The sequence below is a fragment of the Hyalangium minutum genome, assembly GCF_000737315.1.
Classification (GTDB): domain Bacteria; phylum Myxococcota; class Myxococcia; order Myxococcales; family Myxococcaceae; genus Hyalangium; species Hyalangium minutum.
Genome location: NZ_JMCB01000006.1, coordinates 219522 through 241376 on the forward strand (window position 1 = coordinate 219522; position 21855 = coordinate 241376).

Below are 21855 nucleotides of genomic sequence, written 5' to 3' on the forward strand. Positions count from 1 at the left end.
CTCGGCGGACTCAGCAGGGCATGGACGTGAATGTCTTCACCCGCGGTGCGAATCGGCACCTCTGGCAGAACGGATCCTTGTGTATCCTCGGGTCCTCTTCCGGAGCCTCCGATGCCCACCACCCTTCGTCACTCCTTCTGTACCCTGACGTATGACTCCACCCACCGGCGCGAGGGCTTCGCGGACTGGGTGGTAGGCAATGCGTTCGCCTTCCACGCGGGCCAGGGTCCGGGGCCGCAGGTGCTCTTTCTCGGGAGCCCGGGCACGCTCGGCCAGGCGAGCAACCCGGTGAAGATCCAGCCGGAGGGGCTCGGCTTTCCTCCGCTCGTCGCGGTGATCACCGACAAGATGCTGTACCGCGAGGGCGACGACACCGTGCGCATCGTGGTGTACGCGCCCCGAGCCAGCGGCGCGGTGCAGCTCCGGCTCCTGCTCAACGGCTCGGAGCTGGCGAAGGTCCAGGTGGACGTGGACGAGAACGGCCTGGGCCTGTTCGAGCTGAGGGATCCTGTCGCGGGCTCCTACTCCGTGGAGCAGGAAGCGGCGAAGGCCTCGTTCACCGTCGCGGCCTACAAGCTGGCGCCCCTCACCGGGCGGCTGGATCAGGTGCGCATCGAGGGCGGCAAGGGCGCGGAGACGCTGCACTTCACCGCGGTGCTGGAGACCTATGGAGCACCGCTCACGGGCTCGGTGAAGGTGACCCTCGTCGACATGGGCAGCCACCCGCCGGTTCATCGGACGTCTCTCACGCTGGAGGCCGATTCCGCCGGACGGCTCGAGGGCTCGGTCGCGCTCTCGGGTGCGGGCCCTTTCGCGCTGCAGGTGCAGGCCACGCGGGATGCGATGAAGACGGCCACCCTGCCCCTCCCCGGCTCGCGCCAGGAGGAGCGCGAGGAGGTGGTGCTCTCCGCGTGGGGCACTCGCACCGTGGCGCGCTTGGTGCCCTTCGAGGGCGCGCATGAGCGGCGAGGGCTGTGGATCGGCTCCGGCGGCGAGAGCAAGGGCGCGCCCCTTCAGCTCGTGGAGGAGAACGGCAAGGCGCGGGTGCGCTTCCGGGCGGACATCGATGCGTGGCGCATCGTCGTGATGGATGTGCACCGGGGCTCGGTCCAGGAGCTGTCCGGCGGGGCCACCGAGGCGGGCACTTCGCTGGATCTCCCCCTGGCCGGAACGTGGACGCTGGTGCTCGCAGGGCTCGCCTATCTGGGCCAGCGCTGGGAGGGCCGGGCCGCGCTCGTGGTCCCCGGCAAGCAGGTCCAGGTGCAGGCCCCGAAGACCGCGGGCCCGGGTGAAGAGGTGGACATCACCCTCCGAGGCACTCCGGGCGCCAGCGCCTTCGTGCTCGTCAAGGATCTGCGGCTGCAGGTGGCGGACACGCCTCAGTCCGCGACCGCCGCCTCCCTGCGCCGGCAGCTCGAGCATGCGCTCAAGGGCGTCAGCGATGGTCCAGTTCAGCGGACCCTCGATGCGCTGATCCCGCATCCTCCCCCACCGATGCCTCCCATGATGCCGGCCATGCCGATGATGGCCGTGCCCGCCCCCGCCCCCGGAGGTGCAGTGGTCCGGCGAGCTGGCGGCATGCCACCCTCTCGGGCGCTGAGGGAAGAGAGGGCCACCGGCTCTCACCAAGCCCTCAGCAAGCAGGGAGGAGCCCCCGCGGCGGAAGCCGCCGCACCGGACGAGAAGCCCGCGGAGGGACCCTCTCGGAGCTCATTCCCGGACGTGATGCTGGCGCGCGTCGTGCGGCTGGATGCGGAGGGCAAGGCAATCGTCCCGGTGAAGCTCGGCGACGGCATGGGCTCGCTGGCCGTGGAGGTCTTCTCGGTGACGCGCGAGGACTGGGCGGTGGCCCGCGCGGAGTTGCTGGTGACGAAGCCTGTCTTCGGAGAGCTGGTGCTGCCACGCTTCGTAGCGGCCGGAGACCACGCCGAGGGCGTGCTGCACGTCCGCGTGGCCTCAGGCGAGGCCACCGTCACCCTCCGGCGCGAGGGCAAGCCCGTGCGCCTGTTCTGCACCAATGAGAGCGGCGAGCAGCTGACCCTCACGGCACCAGGACAGGTGGTGCGCTTCGCCGCTCAGGCCGGCCGCTACCAGGCCGAGGTCCGCGGCGAGTCGCTCGTGGATCGCGCCGAGGGCAAGGTGGAGGAGCCCGGCAAGCTGGTCTGGCTGCAGCAGGCGCTGCGGATGCTGTCACCCGGCGAGCGCGTGGACCTGGAGCAGGAGCCGGGAGGCCTGGCGCTCAAGGTGCTGCCCTCGATCGACAAGACCTTCGATCGGATGGTGGGCGGCCTTCGCTCTTACGCGCACTGCTGCTGTGAGCAGACGAGCGCCGTGCTGCTGGCGGCCACTGCCGCGTGGCTGACGGCGAAGGATGAGGACACGAAGCGCTCGGCGGCGGCGCACATGCGCGCGTGCATCGCCCGCGAGGAGTCCATGTACCTGCCGGGCAAGGGCTTCAAGGGCTGGCCCGAGTATCCGCCCGAGGTGTTCACGTACTCGCCCGGCGCCACGCTCAACCTGCTGCAGATGGACATGGTGAAGGCGTTCCCCATGGACAAGGAGCTGGCGAAGTCCGTGGACCGCTGCCTGGAGATGGCCCGGGATGCGGCGAAGGCCCACGGGATTGATCCGGCCCCGCCGTCGCCCAAGTCCGCCCGGGAGGCCTACGGCCGCTTCTCGAAGTTCACCCAGGACCGCGAGAAGATGGCCGCCTTCATCCGCGAGCGCATCGAGCCGTGGGAGAAGCAGCTCAAGGCCATCCTCAAGTTCGAGTTGCCGGCCCTGCGCACGGAGAGCTACCACCACACCCCGGCGATGATCCGGGCGGAGACGGCCTTCGGGGCGGCGGCGCTGATCGAGGCCGGCGGAGAGCACCTGCCTCACGGACTCGCCCTGGCCAACACCGTTCTGGGGGCAGTCCAGGAGAACGGCAGCCTCTACTCCACGCTGGACTCGGTGGCGGCCATCACGCTGCTGGCGGCGCTGCGCAATGCCCGCATCGCCGTCGGGCCCGAGGGGAAGATCCGCGTGGATGGGCAGGACACGACGCTGGCCCAGGCAGTGACTCGCACGGGGCTCCGCCAGGTGGAGGCCGTGGAGGGCAGCGTGCAGGTGCAGGTGGATCGCATCGTCGAGGAGGACTACACGGCGATCAACGAGGGCGTGAAGGCCCACGTCGCGCTGATGCGCAGCGGCCGCGCGGCGGGCGTGCTGGCGCCGGGAGACTCGGTGGACCTGGTCATCACGCTGGAGAGTGGGTACCAGGCGGGAGACCTCGTGCACGTGTTCCTGCCGGATGCACTCTCGTGGGTGCATGGAGGCGGACAGGTGAAGCGCTTCTCACTGGACCTCGTGGGCCAGAACGAGATCCGCGTCCCGCTGGCCGCCACGGGTTTGACGCTGGATGCCAGCGGAGGCCCCGGCCGCCAGCGCTTCGCGGTGGCCGTGCGCAACATGTACGACGAGAAGCGGGGCAAGGGCTTCGGAGACCTCGAGGTGTCCGTCCACAAGACCGCCGGGCCCGGTGGATTGGCCCAGCGCGTCCTGAAGGGGCTCAAGGACCTGGTCGGCTGACCTGACACCAACGCCTCGTGGACAACCTCACGCACGGATTGCTGGGCCTCGCGGTAGGCGCGCTGCGCCGGCCTGACGCCGCAGGAGGCCCTCTGTCCGCCACGGACAAGGCCGTGCTGCTGGGGTGCGCGCTGGCCGCCGAGCTGCCGGATCTGGACAACCTGCTGCCCTCGGAGAACTCGGTGGTGCACGCGCTCCAGGCGCACCGCGGGCTCTCGCACGCGCTGGTGTTCACCCCGGTGGTGGCGTTGGCCGCGACGGCGGTGGCGAAGGCGGTCTTCCGCACAGCGCGCGTGGGGCCGGTGTTCCTCTTCAGCCTGATCTCGGTCTGCCTGGCGCACCTGTTGGCGGACCTGTGGACAGGCTGGGGCACGCGCGTGCTGCTGCCCTTCTCGGATCGGCGGTGGACGCTGGACTGGACGATGGTGGTGGATCCGTGGGTGACGCTGCCACTGCTCGTGGGCGCGGTCTGGGCCTGGCGCCGCAGGACCGTGTGGCGGCGAGCACTGCTCGTGGGAGCGGCGCTCTCGGTGGCGTACCTGGGGCTGCGCGTCGCACTTCAGAACGTGCTGAGCGGGCGTGTCCGAGAGGCCTTGCCCGCCGCGGAGCGAGTGCAGGTGTTCCCCGCGTGGCTGTCGCTCACGACCTGGCGCTACGTGGCCCTGCTGCCGGATGAGTACGTGGTTGGCACGGCCTCCCTGGGCAGAGCGCCCATCGAGGAGCGGAGGTGGCCCCGGCCCGTCCCTGACGCACTGCCGGAGTCCGTGAGGAACATCCCCACCGTGCGCGAGGCGCTCGCCTGGGCGCGCTTTCCCCTCGTTTCACAGGTTCCCCGCCCTGACGGAGCCTCCGAGATCCGCATCGGCGATCTGCGCTACCACCTGAACGGCGAGCCGACGCTCCAGTTCATTCTGGAGCTCAATCCGGAGGGAGCCCTGCGCGCCGCCCGCCTGGAGCGAGGCGGGAGCGCGGCGGAGTTGCTGCGGCGGTGGCGAGGCCAAGACCGCTGAGCGATGCGCTCCGCTCAGACCTGAGGTACCGCTGGCGCCTCAGGCCTCCTTGGCCGGAGCGGTGGGGCCGTGCTTGCGCCGCCAGCGCTCCACCAGCAGCAGCAGCGAAGGGAAGCCCAGCAGCACGATGAGAATGTTCACGCCGAACCCCAGGTTCGCCACGTTGCCGATCGAGTTGAGCCCCGGGTGCTGAGCAATGGCCAACGCCAGGAAGCCGATGGCGCTCGTCAGCAGACCGCCCGTGATGGCCCGGCCCGTCTCCGCGTACACGGAGATGAAGTCACTGTCCGGCTCGGACAACCGTTGGATGAGGTGCACGCCCGCGTCCACTGTCGTGCCCACCAGCACCGGCAGCACCACCAGGTTCAGGTAGTTGAACTGAATGCCCAGGATGGCCATCAGCCCCACCAGCCCCGCCACCGACAACAGCGTGGGCAACATGCAGATCAGCGCCGTGCGCAGCTTGCCCAACGTCACCCACATGGCCACCAGCACCGAGAGCACCGCCGCCGCCAGAATGCGCGGCCCCTCCTGCGCCACCATGTCCAGGATGTCCGCCACGATCAGCGCCTCGCCCGCCGCCGACACCTGCGAGCCGTCCGGCAGCTTCATCCCGCGCACCTCCTTGGTGAAGCGCCGCGTCCCGTAGCCATCCGCCAGGTTGATGGATGCGTACACCAGCACCACGCCGCTCCGGTTCCCATCCAGCCCCTCCAGCTCGTGCCGCATCGCCTCGGGCAGGTCCTTCTGACCGAAGGTCTGCGCCTGCGTCATCTTCAGGTACGTGGGCCAGTGAGCCTGCACGTCCTTGGGCAGCCGCTCCGGATCCAGCTTCGCCAGCTTGTCGTGGATGGCGTGCAGGACCGCCGCCTTCTCCTCCTGCTTGTCCGGCACCAGGTCCTCCTGCGAGCGGACGAAGTCGATGGTGGAGTCCTTGCCCTTCTGCGCCTTGCGCTCCTTGAGCTGGCGCACCACCTCGCGCTCCATCGTCGGCGAGTCCGTGACGACCACCACCGGAGACTGCGAGTGGCCCAGAATCTTGTCCATGCGCCGGTCCAGCCGCACGGACGGCAGCTCCATCGACTCCAGCTTGGAGCCGTCGTAGTTGAAGCTGACGTTCCACGCCTGGCTGATCAGCGCCACCAGCCCCACGCCCACCACGATGGCCACTCCGCGGTAGCTGCGCGGCAGCCACCGGGCCAGCATGGCCATCGGACCGGCCGAGCCCACGTGCTCGCGCGGCGTCCAGCCCCACTTCGCCGCCAGCCCCAGCAGCGCCGGGAGGATGAGCACGTACGAGGCGATGCTCACCAGCATGCCCACCGCCGCGATGATGCCGAACTCGTGGAACGCGGCGAACTCGGAGATGGACAGGCTCAGGAACGTGAGCGCCGCCACCACCGCGGAGATGAGCGCGGAGAAGCCCGTGTGACTGAAGGCCTCGCGCACCGCCTCCAGCGAGTCCTTCCCCTCCGAGCGCAGCGTCGTGTACCGCCCCAGGAGGTGGATGCCGTGCTCCACGCCCAGGCCGCCCAGCACCGCGCCCAGGAAGCCGGTGAGCAGGTTCACCTGCCCGTAGAACAGGCCCACGAAGCCGTATGTCCACGCCAGGCCTCCCAGCACCGGCAGCACCGCGAAGGCCACGCTCAGCACGCTGCGGAAGTGGAACCCCAGGTAGAGCAGCAGCAGCACCAGCGCGATGCTCGAGGCCTGCGCCAAGTCGTTGGTGATCAGCGCCTGGTGGTCAATCTTCTTCTTGAAGGTGCCCGACAAGGCCGTCTGGAAGCCGGGCCCATACTTGGACAAGTCCTGCTGCTTCAGGAACTCGTCCACTTGGGACACCACCTTCTTGGCGTAGCCCAGGTCGGCGCTGTTGCCCTTCGGCTTGAGCATCAGCACCACCATCTTCTCCTCCGGATCCAGGTAGTACGGATCCTTCGCCACCGCCTGCTCCTCGCTGCCGCGGCGCAGGAAGAGCTTCTGTTCCAGCTTGTGCTTGAAGTCCTCGAAGCCAATGGAGGGCGGAGGCGCATCCTCCAGCTCGACGAAGAGCGGGTTGGCCCGCTGCTTCTCCCAGGTGATGCGATCGTCGAGCTGCTTCTGGAGCCCTTGCAGGTCCTCCAGCTCCGCGTAGTACAGCACGCGCTCCTCGAAGAAGGCGTCCGAGCGCTTGTAGTTGACGTAGCGGACCTCGGAGAGCTGGCCCAGCTTGGGAGCCATGTCGTCGGCGAACTGCTTGAGCTTGTCAGCGTCCGCGTTCATGCCCACGACGACCAGGTAGCCCTGCCCGCCGAAGCGCTTCTTCAGCTTCTCCAGGTCCTGCACGCTGGGGAAGGACTTGGGCAGCAAGCCCACCAGGTCAGAGCTCAGGGAGAGCTTCCGCGCGAAGAAGCCGCCCACCACCACCAACAACGCCGCCAGGGCCAGCGCCTGCCAGGGCTTGCGATGGTTGCGCGCCGCCAGCGCGCCCATCAACTTCTCCATCCGCTGCCCCAACCCGATCTCGCTCATGTGTGTCTGCTCTTCTGTCCGAAAGTCCGCGATTGCAGCCGCCCACCATGGCGAGGGCCCTGACCGGAGTCAATGAATCGCCGGGGGGCGGCCAGGCAGGCAGGGGGTGCTCAGGCACCCCGGGCCAAGTCCCCTGACAGACCCCCAAGAGACATGGTTTCTTCCCGGCCGCCATGCTGAAGCCACGTCGCAAGCGCTGGCCCTGGTTGCTCGCTGGGCTGGTCGTCCTGGGAGTTACCTACATGCTGCGCCCTGCTCCCCCCAAGGGACGCCCTGCGGATCCTCCGTATCTCACCTTCTTCCTGGTGGATGGCCTGTCCCAGGAGGTGTTCCAGCGGGAGTTGGAAGCCGGGCGCCTGCCAAACTTCTCCCGGCTCATCTCCGAGGGCCTCTATGTGGAGGACGGCATCGCTGCCTTCCCGAGCATGACGGGCTACGGCTTCTACCCCTTCATCACCGGGCAGGATGCGGTGCGCAGCGGCGTGCTGGGCCTGCGCTGGTTCCGGCGCGAGGCCCCCGAGGGCAACTTCCGCGCCTACGTGGGCCGCACCAACGTGATGATGAACGAGGACTTCGCCGCCGAGCCTCGCACGCTCTTCGAGTGCTTCCCGGGGCAGCACAGCTTCTCGGTGAACAGCTACGCCAACCGCGGCGTGGTGCGGAACGAGAAGCTCGGCTGGGGCTTCAGCATGGCCAAGTACCAGGAGAAGTACCCGCTCATCCGGTTCCTGGGGGGCACGCCGTGGCTGGGGCCTCGCTTCATCCCGGACTGGTACGGCGCCGAGACGCAGGTGCTGGAGCTGGCGCTGGAGGACCTGGCCGACAAGCCCAAGGTGCAGTGGGTCACCTTCGCCAGCCCGGACGGCCGCAACCACATCGTCGGCACGGACGACACGTACGTGAAGCTGGTGCGCCATATCGACTCGCTCATCGGCCGTTACCGCGAGGAGAGCCAGCGCCTAGGCCAGGAGGAGCACCGCCTGTACGCCGTCATCTCGGACCACGGCGTCACCGACGTGCACAAGAACGTGGATCTGCGGGTGGCGCTGGGCACGGCGGGGCTGCGCGCCTGGCGCGGCGAGGCCACCCACCTGCGCCAGAGCCGCCTGAATGATCCGATCTCCACCTGGGCGGACACGGACGTCGTCCTCGCGGTGAACGGCAACACGATGAACTACGTGTACCTGCGCAACCCGGCCGCCCAGGGCGAGCAGGCGTGGCGCACGCAGCCCGCGCCGGGCACGGCCTTCCAGCTGCCTCCGCACCAGGGCGGCGCGCCCGTGGACGTGGTGAAGGTGCTGCGCGAGGCAGAGGGCGTGGAGCTGGTGGTGACCCGCGCCGACGCCGCCGGACAGGTGCGCGTCTTCTCGCGCACGGGCGAGGGCCGCATCACCCCGAGTGAGGGTGGGCTCTCCTACTCCTGCGAGGGCGAGGATCCCCTGGGCTACGCGCAAGGCGAGGCCAGCCGGGTGCTGTGCGACGGCCGTCCGCGCTCGGATCGCGACTGGCTGAAGGCCACCCACGCCCTGGGCTTTCCGGACGCGGTGGTGCGGCTACACCGGCTGATGTCGGCGCCGGACGTGGCGGACCTCGTGGTGACGGCGGCGCTCGGTTACGACTTGGCGGCCGACTACGAGCTGGTGGTGGGCAACTACCGGGGCGGCCACGGAGGCCTGCGCGCGGATCAGCTCCGCGTGCCGTACATCCTCTCTGGCCCTGGAGTGCCGATGGGCCAGCGACTGGCCACGGCCCGGGCCGAGGACATCGGGGCAACAGTGCTGCGCCTGGCCGGCTGCCCGCCCGCCGAGCAGCGGGCCGGCGAGGATTTGATCCCGGCCGTGGCCACGCCCGCTCCCCCCTGAGCAGGCGGACAGGCATTTCACCCTGTCCTCCAGGGCAGGGCATGGCCACCTTGCGGCCCGAAGGGACCCACGTTTCGTGGGCCCTCTGGAGGGGGATTCGCCCTCTTCCGTGGCGCCAGGAGGGCCTGGACACGGGGGATCAGGCGAGGCCGCGATATGGCTTCGGATCCGACAACGCCCGCCGGCTGGCGGGGACGTCTTGAGCAGCGCCTCGGCGGGCTGGCGGACTACAACTACCGCCACCCCTGGCTAGCGCTCGCCATTGCCCTGGCGCTGAGCGTGCTGGGGGTCTTCTTCGCGCGGGGACTGTCGCTTGATGCGAACCTGGTGAGCCTGCTTCCCCAGTCCTTCCAGAGCGTGAAGGATCTGCAGGAGCTGGAGGAGCGCTTCGGCGGGCTCGGGTGGGTGGCCGTGGTAGGCGAGGGGGCGGACCCCGAAGCCCTGCGCCGCTTCGCGGACGATCTGGCGCCCCAGCTGGAGGCCTTGCCTGACATCCGCTTCGTGGAGTCGAAGCGCCCCGGGCCCTTCCTCCAGGAGCACGCGCTCTACTTCCTCTCCTTGGAGGATCTGCTGCAGGTGGAGCAGCGCATCGACGCGCGCCTCACGTACGAGAAGCAGCGCGCCAACCCGCTCTATGTCCCGCTGGTGGACGAGCCCGTGCCCTCGCTGGACTTCTCGGACCTGGAGGCGAAGTACGGCGCGGGCAGCGTGCGCAGGCTCTCGGGCCCCACGGGGGGAGAATACTATCTGGATCCGGTGGCGCGCCGTGTGGTGCTGCTGGCCAAGCCCGAGGGCATCTCCGCGGACCTGGACTTCTCCAAGCGCGTCGTCGGCGAGGTGGAGAAGCTGCTGGCCGCGCAGGACCTGTCCAAGTACGGGCCGGACTTCCACACGGCCATCACTGGTACCTTCCAGAAGAAGCTGGATCAACAGAAGCAGATCGGCCGGGACATCGCGGTGTCCTCGGCGGTGGCGGGCGTGCTGCTGCTGATCTACCTGCTGCTGCACTTCCGCAGCGCGCTCGCGGTGGCGGTGGTGCTGGCGCCGGTAGGCATGGGCCTGGCGTGGACGTACGGGCTGGTGGGCGTGGCGTACGGGCGGGTGAACCTGCTCACGGGCTTCCTGGGCGCCATCCTCGGAGGTCTCGGCATCGAGCACGGCATCCACCTGCTGGGGCGCTACCTCTATCTGCGCGGCCAGAAGTGGCAGGCGGAGGCGGCCACGCGCGAGGCCTTCACGCACACGGGCAGCGCGGCGCTCACCTCGGCGCTCGTGGCGGCGCTCACCTTCTTCCTGCTGGGCACCTCGCACTTCCGCGCGTTCCGTGAGTTCGGCGTCATCGCCGGCTTCGGCATGCTGCTCATGGTGCTGGCCTACGTGCTGGTGCTGCCCGCGGTGCTGGGGCTGGCAGCGAAGCTGGGCTGGAAGCCCGGCCCGGGCGCCACGAAACACCAGCGCTCTCCGCTGGGCCGCCTGCTGGTGCGGCTGCACCGCCCCCTCACCGTGGTGTCGATGGTGGTCATCGCCCTGCTGGTGGCGAACGTGGGCCGCGTGCGCTTCAACTACAACTTCGGCTCGCTGGCGGATCAGCACCTGCCCTCCTTCGTGCTGGACCGGCAGGTGACGCAGCTGATTGGCTACTCGCAGTCTCCTCTGGTGATGCTGCCCCACAGCCCGGCGGAGGAGAGTGCCGTGGTGGAGGAACTGCACGCGAACCAGGCCCGTCTGGGCGAGCACTCCACGGTGGACTTCATCGCCTCGCTGGACACGCTGGTGCCGCGGGACCAGGTGAAGAAGCAGGAAGTGCTCCGCCGCCTCCAGACCCTGCTGGAAGATGTGCCCGAGGGGCAGCTCGACGCCCAGCAACGCGAGCAGCTCGCGGAGCTGCGCCAGGCGACGCGGGCCGAGCCCTTCACCCTCGAGCAACTGCCTGCCTCCATGCGCCGGCCCTTCACGGACCTGAGCGGCCAGAGCCACTTCGTGCTGGTGTACCCGCGGGTGAGCCTGGATGACGGGCAGGGCATCCGCGCCCTGGCCCGCGAGCTGCGCCAGGTGAAGACGCCCAGCGGCGGGCCCGTCGCCGTGGCGGGCGAGCCCATGGTGCTCGCGGACATCCTCAACATGGTCACGCGCGAGTCGCCGTTCATTCTCATCGGCTCGCTGGTGGCGGTGCTGCTGGCCATGTGGGTGACTTTGGGGAGCCTGCGCCTGGCGCTGCTGTGCCTGACGCCCACCGTGGTGTCGCTGTTCGCGCTGGTGGGGCTGATGCCGCTGCTCAACGTGCAGTTCAACTACCTCAACATCCTCGTTATCCCCGTGCTCATCGGGACGACCGTGGATGCGGGCGTCCACCTGCTCACGCAGCTCGTGTCACCGGAGAGCGACTTCGTCTCCGTCTACTCAGAGACGGGCCGCGCCATCACGGGCGGTCTGCTGACGAGCGCCTTGGGCTTCGGCGCGCTCTTCCTCGCCGATCACCCGGGCCTCAACTCCATTGGCACGCTGGCCAACCTGGGCTTCGGCGTGAATCTGCTGGTGATGCTGGTGGCCTTCCCCGCGCTCCTGCTGCTGCTGTCCGAGCGGCGGCGGCGCAAGCGGCTCCAGCAGCAGGCCCATGCCCGGGACGAGGCGCTCCCTCCCCCGGCCCGGCCGAGCGACGCTCCCTCGGCGAGCTGATCCACACGCTTCAGATGGAAACGGGCCTCAGGGCGCGCTCCGGCGCACCCCTGGGGCCCGCTTGCGTTTCACAGAGGTTTCGTCGAGCCCCGGCACGAATTGACAGGCCCATGGAGCCGCCGCCCGGAGAGCGTGCAGCCACTCGGGCGGTCCCTGCACGTGTGGGTCTTACTGCTCAGGTTCCCGGCCAGAAGCGACACGGACACGAACAGACAAAGGGAGAGACACCATGAAGACCACGATGAAGTTCCTGGCCGCCGGTCTGCTCGCGAGCGCGCTGACCTTCGTTGGCTGCAAATCGAACTCTTCCGCCGAGCGCGCGAGTGAGCCCGCCACGGCACCCGCCACGGACACGGGTACTGACACGGGTACGGGTACCAGCACGACTCCCCCTCCGGGCACGGGCGGCTCGGGCGACATCAGCAAGACGAAGCAGTCGGATGACAACCTCCGCATGCCGGAGGAGGATCCGCTGCGCACCCCAGAGAGCGAGAGCATCCGCGACGCCGAGTCCGAGCCGGGCGTCCATGAAGGCAGCAAGGTGGATCCAGGCATCGGCGGCTCCGGCTTCCCCGACGACTCGGCCATCGACGAGAACCTGAACCCGGGCGGCAACGTGGACGACACGCTGCGCACGCCGGGCTCGCCCGCGGACATCGTCCCCGATAACAACCTCAACAACGACAGCACGCTGCCCGAGAACACGCGCTAACCCGCGCCTCTCCGCGAGCAGCAGCCCCGGCAGCGCCCACGCACCCGCGTGGGCGTTGCCGTTTGGAGCGCGGGAGAACAGGTCACCTTCTCCCTCCCATCACCGCGAGGAGCATCACGCGCCGCATCAACGCCACGCGTCACGGCCCAGGAGGCTCGACATGGCGGCGCAGGGTTGGTGAACCTGGAAGAACCCCCATGAAACAGTACGAGAAGAAGTACGACGCCGACGGCCACCCCTACCTCGAAACCTCGCTGCCGGGCCTTTTGCTCACGCGCCTGCCGCTGCTCAACAAGGGCACCTCCTTCACCTGGGAGGAGCGCAAGCAGTTCGGGCTGATGGGCGTGCTGCCCACCCACGTCTCCACGCTGGAGGAGCAGGTCGAGCGCTCCTACGCGAACTTCAAGAGCTTCCGCACGGACCTGGAGAAGCACGTCTTCCTGCGCGCGCTGCAGGACCGCAGCGAGGTGCTCTTCTACGCGCTCATCGATCGGCACATCGAGGAGATGATGCCCATCATCTACACCCCCACGGTGGCGCAGGCGGTGGAGCAGTTCAGCCGCATCTACCGCTACCCCCGCGGGCTGGTGGTGAACCCGGAGAACATCGGGCAGATCGACTCGCTCCTGGAGAACACGCCCTTCCCAGACGTGCAGCTCATCGTCGCCACGGACAACGAGGGCATCCTCGGCATTGGTGACCAGGGCTTCGGCGGCCTGGCCATCTGCATCGGCAAGCTGTCGCTCTACACGGCGGCGGCGGGCATCGACCCGGCGGTGACGCTGCCCGTGGAGCTGGACGTGGGCACGAACCGCAAGGACCTGCTGGAGGATCCGCTCTACCTGGGCGTGAAGCGGCCGCGCATGGAGGGCCAGGAGTACGACGACTTCATCCACCGCTTCGTCACCGCGCTCCAGCGCCGGTTCCCCAACGTGCTGCTGCAGTGGGAGGACTTCAGCAAGCAGAAGGCGTTCGACGTGCTGAGCCGGTACCAGGATGTGGTGCCCTCACTGAATGACGACATCCAGGGCACGGGCGCGGTGGTGCTGGCGGGACTGCTGGCGGCGGCGCGCACCAGCCAGCAGGACCTGAAGCAGCAGATGTTCCTCATCCACGGGGCGGGCGCGGGCGGCGTGGGCGTGGCGCGGCAGATCGCCCGGGGCCTGCAGCTGCAGGGGCTGACCCTGGATCAGGCGCGGCAGCGCATCTTCCTGATCGACTCCAAGGGCCTCATCCTGAAGGACCGCAAGGGGCTGGAGCCGTACAAGCTCGAGTTCGCCCACGAGCCAGCGCGGGTGGCGGGCTGGAAGCTGCAGAACGGCATCCCGAGCCTCCTGGAGACGGTGAAGGAGGCGAAGGTGACGGTGCTGCTGGGCCTGTCCGGGCAGCGCGGGGCGTTCGGCGAGGAGGTGGTGCGAGCGGTGGCGGCGAACACGCCGTACCCGGTGGTGTTCGCGCTCTCCAACCCCACGGCGAACAGCGAGGCGGTGCCGGCGGACATCTACCGGTGGACGGAGGGCAAGGCGCTGGTGGCCACGGGCAGCCCGTTCGACGACGTGATGTGGGACGGGGCGGCGCACCCGGTGGGCCAGGGCAACAACGCGTTCATCTTCCCAGGCCTCGGGCTCGGCGTGCTCGCGAGCCGGGCGCGTCGGGTGACGGATGGGATGCTGACCGCCGCGTCACTGGCGCTCTCCGAGTTCGTGGACAAGGGGCGGCTGGCGCAGGGCGGGCTCTACCCACGGATGGACAAGATCCACGTGGCGAGCAAGCAGGTGGCGGTAGCGGTCATCCGCCAGGCCCAGAAGGAGGGCGTGGCCGCGGAGCAACTGCCGGAGGATCTGGAGGCACACCTCGAGGCGCGCATGTGGCGCCCCGAGTTCCTCCCCATCCGCAAGGGCCGTGGCGGCTGAGCCTCCTCAGCTCACCCCCACGCCCGGATAGGGAATGGACGAGGGCTGCGGCTCGATGACGCGGCCCTCGTGGTGATGGCCCGGCGTCTTCGCGGGGCCCTCAGAGGGCCGCATCGGTGGAACGCTCGGGGCGCGCTCGTCGTCCTCCGTGTTCGCGGTGCGGCCCGGGTGCGGCTTCTCGGGGGTGGGAATGTGCAGCACGTCCTTCTTGCTCATGGCCAGCCTCCAGGTGCTCTTTCGTCTCCTCCAAAAGTGGTGAGCCCTCGGTTGGCCAGGTACCCTCTCCAGGAGAGCGCGGACGCCCCGCTTGCATGGCAGGCGGGAGAGCGCTCCATCCCTTGAAACGAAGACTCCCGCACGCCAGCGCCCAAAGGCACTGGCGCGCGGGAGAGGCGAGGGGCGCCTAGTACTTCTTCGTGTTGCCCGGATCCATCTTGTTCTGGGTGCCGATGTCCTGGGAACCCTTGTGGGTGTCACCCGCGCCGCCGGTCCCCGAGTCCATGGGCTTCATGCTGCCCGAGCCGCCCACGCCCGTGCCCGCGCCCGGACCGATCCGGCCGAGCAGCGTATAGGCCTGCTGCCGGTGCTGGGTGACAGGGGTGATCAGGTCCTGGAGCAGCGGGGTCAGCGAGGCGTCCGTCGTGCCCTGCTTGGCCGCCATCAGCTGGCCGAGCGCCTCGTCGTGGCCCCCCACCATGATCGCCAGGAAACACGAGTCGAACGGGGTGCCCTTGAGCGCCTGGAGCTTCTCCATGTTGGCCTTGTGAGCCGCCATGGACTTGCGCTCCACGTCGTTCATCGGCTGGGGCTCGGCCAGCTTGAGGCCCTTCTGCTGCGCGTAGCTCATCACCTTCTGGTCCGCCGCGGTGTGGTCCTTCACCAGCGTCTCACCGTAGGACTTCACGTCCGGGCTCTGGGCGTTCTGCTGCGCCAGCTGGCCCAGCTTGATCTCCGCCTGGTTCACGTGGTGCAGCCGCTCGAGCATCGCCTTCTCGTCGGCTGGGATCATGAATCCCGTGTGCTCCAGCATGCCGTCTTTGGCCATGCTCTTGCCCTTCATCGCTTGGCCCTGGGGAATTCCCTGGCTGCCCCGGTTGACTCCCTGGCTGCCCGGGTTCACGCCCGGGGTGGCCTGGGTGGTGCTCTGAGCGAGCGCGGTACCACCCAGCACCAATGAACCAGCGAGGAGGAGTCCCTGAATCGTGCGCTTCATGTGCTGCTCTCCCTTCGTCGAGGAGCCGCTTGGGTGGGCCCCTCTACGGGTTCCCAACCTCGCGGCGGATGAAAAGCGGGCGCACCTTGGCCGTCCGGAGCGCCGAGGTCACCTCCTCGCCTGTCACGGACGTGCACCGCCGCACGTTGTGGCTCCCGGGGGTTCCTCCACTGGACGGTGCCACTGTCCTTCAGGAGGGAGAGCACCCGGGGTGCCCGGGCCAGCCTCAGCGGCGGCGCTTGCCCAACACGTCGATCTGAGTGGCGTACGTATCCCCGGCCACGAGATCGAATGAGGCGCGTACCTCACTCCCCTGCCGGATGCGGGTCACCGGAATGCGCCGCTGGCCACTCCTGGCGCGCGAGTCCTCGTTCAGGCGCAGGACGTACGGCTCACCGGTCTCGGAGTCGATGACCTCGATGGAGCGCTTGGAGACCTTGCTCACGCGGCCCTCCACCATGGAGCTGGCGATGGGCTGTGGCTGCTGCTCCTGCTGAGAGCCCGAGCCCCCTGTGCCCGTCTCCGCGCTCTGGGCATGGGTGGAGCGGCGGACGCCCTTCACTTCGTCAAGCTCCGCTCGGAGCCGATCCACCTCGGCCCGCAGCTGGGCGACTTCCACCCGAACATCATTGGAGGCAGAGCCCACCGAAGTGCGCTCGTTCGCACGAGGTGAGCTGGTCGCGATATCGCCACTGCCAGCACCCACTGCGCTCCCCGCGCTGCCCACGGTGCCAGTACCTGTTCCGGTACCTGTCCCGGTTCCGGCCATGCCCGGCTCAGCAGGCCCATAGAAGGTCTGTCCCACGCCCGGGGCGGCTCCGGGGGCCTGGCCTCCCGCGACCTGCGACTGGGGCTGGGGCTGGGGCTGGACCGAGAACGAGCCCGCTGCCGGTGGCCCGCCCAGCGCCGCACCCCCGCTCGCTCCCTGGCCTTGCGGGGTGACTGCACCACCGGCAGCGCTTCCAACGGGCGCACCAGTGCCCGCCCCTCCGCCACTCTGCTGGGCGTGGCTCGTCTGGGACAGGCAGAACGTGGCCGCGAGTGCAGCCGCCAGGATGACCTTTCTCATGGGCTCGGCTCCTCTTTCATTCCCCTGCAGGGAAGTTGGGTTGCCAACACCCCGTCACCAAGGGGGGCGCGCCCCGCCCTCCGCATGCCTGCCCGCTGGCGAGAGGCTCCTGCGAGCCAGACTGCTGTTCAGTGCCGGTCACAACACACGCTCAGTACAGAGCGAACGCTCTTTCATCTCTTCGACAGACCTTGAACCCCCCCCGACATGCCTCCACCTTGGACTGGCACGCAACAAAGAGAGGGACGGCAGGGCGATGGGAATCGAAGTGTGGCCAGGGAAGCCTTACCCCCGTGGGGCGACGTACGACGGCACCGGAGTGAACTTCGCGGTCTACTCCCAGGTCGCGACCCGGGTAGAGATCTGCCTGTTTGATTCGAACAACCCCTCCAAGGAGATCGCCCGGTTTGATCTGCCCGAGGTGACGGAGTTCGTCTGGCACGGCTACGTGCACGGCCTGGAGCCGGGCACCTTGTACGGTCTGCGCGTGCACGGCCCGTATGATCCCGCGCGCGGCCAACGCTGCAACCCGCATAAGCTGCTGGTGGATCCCTACGCCAAGGCGCTCTTCGGCGAGGTGGACTGGAAGCAGCCGGTGTTCGGCTACACGCTCGGCAACAAGGACCAGGACCTGGCGCGCGACGAGCAGGACAGCGCCGCCGGCATTCCCAAGGGCGTGGTGGTCAGCGACTTCTTCGACTGGGGCAATGACCGGCGCCCGGATGTCCCCTGGCGCAAGACGGTCATCTACGAGGCCCACGTGCGTGGCCTCACCAAGCTCCACCCCGCCGTGCCCGAGCACCAGCGCGGCACCTACGCGGGCCTGGCCCACCCGGCCGTCATCGAGCACATGCAGAAGCTGGGCATCACCGCCGTGGAGTTGCTCCCGGTGCACGAGGCGGCGGACGACTCGTTCCTCAACGAAAAGGGCCTGTCCAACTACTGGGGCTACAGCACACTCAACTACTTCGCCCCCGATCAGTACTTCGCCAGCCGCCGCACCCCGGGCTCGCAGGTGGCCGAGTTCAAGTCCATGGTGAAGGCCCTGCACGCGGCCGGCATCGAAGTGATTCTGGACGTCGTCTACAACCACACGTGCGAGGGCAACCACCTGGGCCCGAGCATCTCACTCAAGGGCATCGACAACGCGGCGTACTACTGGCTCATGCCGGACCCGCGCTACTACCTGGACTTCACCGGGTGCGGGAACAGCTTGAACGCCTCGCTGCCCCAGGCCGCGCGCCTCATCGCGGACTCGCTGCGCTACTGGGTCACCGAGATGCACGTGGACGGGTTCCGCTTCGACCTGGCCACCACGCTGGGCCGCGCGGGCAAGGGCGAGTTCAGCCCCAACGCGCCGCTGTTCCAGATCATCAACCAGGACCCGGTGCTCAGTAAGGTGAAGCTCATCGCCGAGCCGTGGGACGTGGGCATGGGCGGCTACCAGGTGGGCCACTTCCCGGCGCCGTGGCGCGAATGGAACGGCAAGTACCGCGACGCCGTGCGCCGCTACTGGAAGGGCGACGAGAACCTCGCGGGCGAGGTGGGCTACCGGCTGGCGGGCTCCTCGGACATGTTCCAGGAGGCGCGGCGCCGGCCCCAGGCCACCATCAACTTCGTCACCGCCCACGACGGCTTCACCCTGCACGACCTCGTCACCTACAGCCATAAGCACAACGAGGCCAACGGCGAGCACAACCGCGACGGCGCGGACGACAACCAGGCCTGGAACTGCGGCGTGGAGGGCGAGACGGACAACCCGGACGTCGTCGCCCTGCGCGAGCGGCAGAAGCGCAACCTGCTGGCCTCGCTCTTTCTGTCGCAGGGCGTGCCCATGCTGGTGGCGGGCGACGAGATGGGCCGCACCCAGGGCGGCAACAACAACGCCTACTGCCAGGACAACGAGCTCTCCTGGGTGGACTGGAACCTGGACGCGCGCCGCAAGGCGCTGCTGGAGTTCACCTCGCGCATCATCCAGTTCCGCCACCGCCAGCCCGTGCTGCAGCGGCGCCGCTTCTTCCAGGGCGAGCACATCTGGGATTCGCACTTCAAGGACCTCTCCTGGTACCGGCCGGACGGCACGGAGATGGGCGCGGCGGACTGGGAGAAGCCCTTCGTGCGCTCGCTGGCGTTCCTGCTGGGTGGCGATGCCATCCCGACTCCGGACGAGCGAGGCCAGCGCATCATCGGCTCCGGGCTGCTGGTGCTCCTCAACGCCCACCACGAGCCGGTGCGCTTCACGGTGCCGCAATCCCCCGAGGGCAAGCGGTGGGTGCTCGAGTTCTACACGGGGGATGACTCGGTGAGCACGGAGCCGGTGAAGCCCGGCCCCTTCGAGCTCACGGGCCGCTCGCTCGCGGTGTTCCGCGAGGCCCCGCGCGACGACAAGGCCTGACCCCACAAAGACCACGGGCCGGCTCCCAGGGGGTAAGAGCCGGCCCGCTTGGCGCTTCAGGCGACTGCCAGGGTGGGGGCCCCGCCCTGAAGCTAACGAGTGCTCGCTGGCCGCGGATCAAGCGCCTTCGCTCCGGGGGAACAGCGAGACAAGAGCTTTCTATCAATTCACGAGTATTCTTGTAAACCGCGAATTTAGCAAAAGACGAATTATCCAATTTTGGCGGGCCCTTAGCCCTGCTCCGCTTCGAGGGCTCAGACGTCGAAGAAGTCCACTTCGCCGCTCTCCAGGCTGTACTCGGCGCCCACCACGCGCAGGCCCTGCTCCAGCACCAGGCGCTCCAGCAGCGCCGAGCCGTGCTTGAGGTGGCTCACCGAGGCGCGGACGTTGGCGCGCACCGCCTCGTGGATCAGCCGCGGCCGGTCCTTGGCCAGCTCCGTGTGCACCAGCGCCTCGATGGCGGGCCGCACCCGGCTCACGATGGAGAGCAGGTTGGGCGAGCGCGGCACGTCCGGCTTCTCGATGACTTCGAGCGTCGTATCGATGGCGCCACAGAACGTGTGGCCCATCACCACCACGAGCCGGGTGCCGAAGGCCTCGGCGGCGAACTCGACGCTGCCCACCTGCGAGGGCGCGACGATGTTGCCCGCCACGCGGATGACGAACAGGTCTCCAAGCCCCTGATCAAAGACGATCTCCGCGGGCACCCGCGAGTCCGAGCACCCGAGCACGATGGCGAAGGGCTTCTGGCCTTGCACCAGCTCGTCCCGCCGGAGCTGGCTCATCATGGCCTCGGTGCTGCGGAGGTGGTTGACGAACCTCCGGTTGCCGTCCTTCAGCCGCTGCAGCGCCTCCTGGGGATCCACCATGCCGACTCCTCTACCCCAGGGCCCCGCCCTGCCGCGAGGAGAACCGCGCCCCCGTTTGTGTCGCCCCCGGGACGGGACACGGGCCTCGCTGTCCCCACGGGCTCGGGGTAGCCTGCGCCCCCTTCATCCCTCAGCCGCCGGCCGTGGCAGCGCGGACCGGCGCAGGAGCCCGCCGCATGTCGTCCCCGAACCACTACAAGCCCAACCTGCGCGACCTGTACTTCAACCTCTTTGAGTTCCTCGACATCGGCCGCACCTCGCTGGGCAAGGGTCCCTTCGGCGACATCGACGAGACGGCGGCGCGGCAGACGCTGGAGACATTCGCGCAGGTGTGCGTGAACGAGGTCGCCCCCAGCTTCGCCGAGTCCGAGCACGCGCCGCCCGTGCTGGAGAACGGCGAGGTGAAGCTGCCGCCGCTGCTCAAGAAGGCCATCTCCGCCTACTACGACGCGGGGATGAACCAGCTGGAGCTGCCTCCTCACATGGGAGGCCTGGGCGCGCCGCCGTCGCTGGCCTGGGGCGCCTTCGAGCTGCTGGTGGGCGCCAGCGCGCCGGTGGCCTTCTACACGCTGGGCACGCTCGTCTCGCGCGTCATCGACCGGCTGGGCACCGAGGCCCAGAAGAAGCGCTTCCTGCCCGCCATCACCGAGCAGCGGTGGATTGGCACCATGGTGCTCACCGAGCCGGACGCCGGCAGCGACGTGGGCGCCGCGCGCGCCAAGGCGCGGCACGTGGGCGGGGACGTGTGGGAGATTGAAGGCGTCAAGCGCTTCATCACCAGCGCGGAGCATGACGCCTCCGAGAATATCATCCACATGGTGTTGGCGCGGCCCGAGGGCGCGGGGCCGGGCACCAAGGGCCTGTCGCTGTTCATCGTCCCGAAGTTCTGGGTGGAGGAGGACGGCAAGCTGGGCGAGCGCAACGGGGTGGTGTGCACCAAGCTCGAGAAGAAGATGGGCCTCAAGGGCTCCGTCACCTGCGAGCTGACGTTCGGGGACGGCAAGCCGGCGCGCGGCCTGCTGCTCGGCGAGGTGCACGAGGGCATCCGGCAGATGTTCCACATCATCGAGCAGGCGCGCATGGCGGTGGGCATGAAGTCCATGGCCACGCTGTCCACCGCGTACCTGAACGCGCTGGAGTTCACCCAGGACCGCAAGCAGGGCTCGGACCTGCTCGCCGCGCGCGACAAGACGGCCCCGCGCGTGGCCATCATCCGCCACCCGGACGTGCGCCGCATGCTGATGGCGCAGAAGGCCCACGCCGAGGGCATGCGCGCCCTGGCCCTCTTCACCGCCTCCATCCAGGACCAGGTGGAGATCAAGGGCGGCCACCGCGCGCTGGAGGCCGCGGAGCTGGACGCGCTCAACGACTTGCTGCTGCCGCTGGTGAAGGGCTACTGCTCGGAGAAGGCGTACGAGCTGCTGGCGGTGTCGCTGCAGTGCTTCGGCGGCTCGGGGTACCTGGCGGACTACCCGGTGGAGCAGTACATCCGCGACCAGAAGATCGACACGCTCTACGAGGGCACCACGCACATCCAGGCGCTGGACCTCATCATGCGCAAGCTGGCGCGCGACGGCGGGGCCACCTTCCAGGGGCTGCTGGGGCAGATCCGGCAGACGGCCGAGTCGGACCTGGGTGGCAAGGAGCTGGAGACGGAGCGCAAGGCGCTGGGCGAGGCGCTGGGCGCGCTGGAGACGATGCTCGGCGCGCTCATGGGCAAGCTGGGCGAGTCGCTCTACCACGTGGGCCTGCAGGGCAACCGGGTGCTGGCCTCGGTGGCGGAAGTGGTGATCGGCTGGCTGCTGGTGCGCCACGCGGCGGTGGCGCTGGAGCGCACCAAGGTGAACCCGGGCGACAAGGCCTTCTACGCGGGCAAGCTCGCCTCGGCGCGCTGGTTCTGCAAGGAGGTGCTGCCGAACATCGCGCACCATGCGCGTATGGTGGAGCAGGGCAGCCTGGACCTGATGGAAGTGCCCGACGAGGCCTTCTAGAGGAATTCCGCGGGGTTGGCGGCGGGCACGTCCCTCAGTGAACATTGACTTGCCCGTCAGT

The 21855-nt window shown here is 68.9% G+C and carries 13 protein-coding genes; 8 read left to right on the plus strand and 5 right to left on the minus strand.

Translation table 11 applies throughout. From position 1 onward, the window contains the following. Positions 1–111 precede the first annotated feature (111 nt). Both DB31_RS16355 and DB31_RS16360 read left to right on the plus strand, forming a co-directional pair. On the plus strand, positions 112–3573 hold the full coding sequence (locus DB31_RS16355; protein ID WP_044188540.1) for an alpha-2-macroglobulin family protein: 3462 nt from the start codon (positions 112–114) through the stop codon (positions 3571–3573). A gap of 17 nt (positions 3574–3590) precedes the next feature. Then, entirely contained in the window at positions 3591–4583 is a 993-nt protein-coding gene (locus tag DB31_RS16360; protein ID WP_044188542.1) for a metal-dependent hydrolase, read from the plus strand. Between the two features lie 39 nt (positions 4584–4622). Here the strand turns inward: DB31_RS16360 and DB31_RS16365 are convergent, their stop codons facing one another. Continuing rightward, the gene (locus DB31_RS16365; RefSeq protein ID WP_052420004.1) at positions 4623–7094 is read right to left on the minus strand and encodes an efflux RND transporter permease subunit; all 2472 of its coding nucleotides are present in this window, start codon (positions 7092–7094) and stop codon (positions 4623–4625) included. A 173-nt stretch (positions 7095–7267) separates the two neighbouring features. Here DB31_RS16365 and DB31_RS16370 point away from each other — a divergent pair, with 173 nt between their 5' ends. The 4 genes from DB31_RS16370 (at position 7268) to DB31_RS16385 (ending at position 14257) form a co-directional block, all read left to right on the plus strand. After that, complete coding sequence (locus DB31_RS16370; RefSeq protein WP_240486730.1) at positions 7268–8956, plus strand: alkaline phosphatase family protein; 1689 nt, start codon at positions 7268–7270, stop codon at positions 8954–8956. Between the two features lie 156 nt (positions 8957–9112). Further along, a complete protein-coding gene (locus tag DB31_RS16375; RefSeq protein WP_044188543.1) occupies positions 9113–11632 on the plus strand; it encodes an efflux RND transporter permease subunit in 2520 nt (839 codons plus the stop codon). A gap of 229 nt (positions 11633–11861) precedes the next feature. Further along, a complete protein-coding gene (locus DB31_RS16380; RefSeq protein WP_044188544.1) occupies positions 11862–12344 on the plus strand; it encodes a hypothetical protein in 483 nt (160 codons plus the stop codon). A 197-nt stretch (positions 12345–12541) separates the two neighbouring features. Then, positions 12542–14257, plus strand: a complete 1716-nt coding sequence (locus DB31_RS16385) for an NAD-dependent malic enzyme (protein ID WP_044188545.1) — start codon at positions 12542–12544, stop codon at positions 14255–14257. A gap of 6 nt (positions 14258–14263) precedes the next feature. On the opposite strand, the gene DB31_RS16390 is transcribed toward DB31_RS16385, so the two are convergent. From DB31_RS16390 to DB31_RS48830, 3 genes are all read right to left on the minus strand, one after another. Further along, the gene (locus tag DB31_RS16390) at positions 14264–14473 is read right to left on the minus strand and encodes a hypothetical protein (RefSeq protein ID WP_044188549.1); all 210 of its coding nucleotides are present in this window, start codon (positions 14471–14473) and stop codon (positions 14264–14266) included. A gap of 187 nt (positions 14474–14660) precedes the next feature. Beyond that, positions 14661–15470, minus strand: coding sequence for a DUF4142 domain-containing protein (locus tag DB31_RS16395; RefSeq protein WP_052420005.1), 810 nt, complete (start codon positions 15468–15470; stop codon positions 14661–14663). 226 nt (positions 15471–15696) lie between these two features. After that, entirely contained in the window at positions 15697–16539 is an 843-nt protein-coding gene (locus tag DB31_RS48830; protein WP_157232013.1) for a hypothetical protein, read from the minus strand. 256 nt (positions 16540–16795) lie between these two features. Here DB31_RS48830 and glgX point away from each other — a divergent pair, with 256 nt between their 5' ends. After that, on the plus strand, positions 16796–18934 hold the full coding sequence (glgX, locus tag DB31_RS16405) for a glycogen debranching protein GlgX (protein ID WP_044188559.1): 2139 nt from the start codon (positions 16796–16798) through the stop codon (positions 18932–18934). A gap of 254 nt (positions 18935–19188) precedes the next feature. Here the strand turns inward: glgX and DB31_RS16410 are convergent, their stop codons facing one another. After that, positions 19189–19803: a carbonic anhydrase gene (locus tag DB31_RS16410; RefSeq protein ID WP_044188563.1), complete on the minus strand. Its 615-nt coding sequence runs from the start codon at positions 19801–19803 to the stop codon at positions 19189–19191. Positions 19804–19979: 176 nt separating this feature from the next. Between DB31_RS16410 and DB31_RS16415 the strand changes: the two genes are divergently transcribed. Beyond that, complete coding sequence (locus DB31_RS16415; protein ID WP_044188566.1) at positions 19980–21794, plus strand: acyl-CoA dehydrogenase; 1815 nt, start codon at positions 19980–19982, stop codon at positions 21792–21794. Positions 21795–21855: the final 61 nt, after the last annotated feature.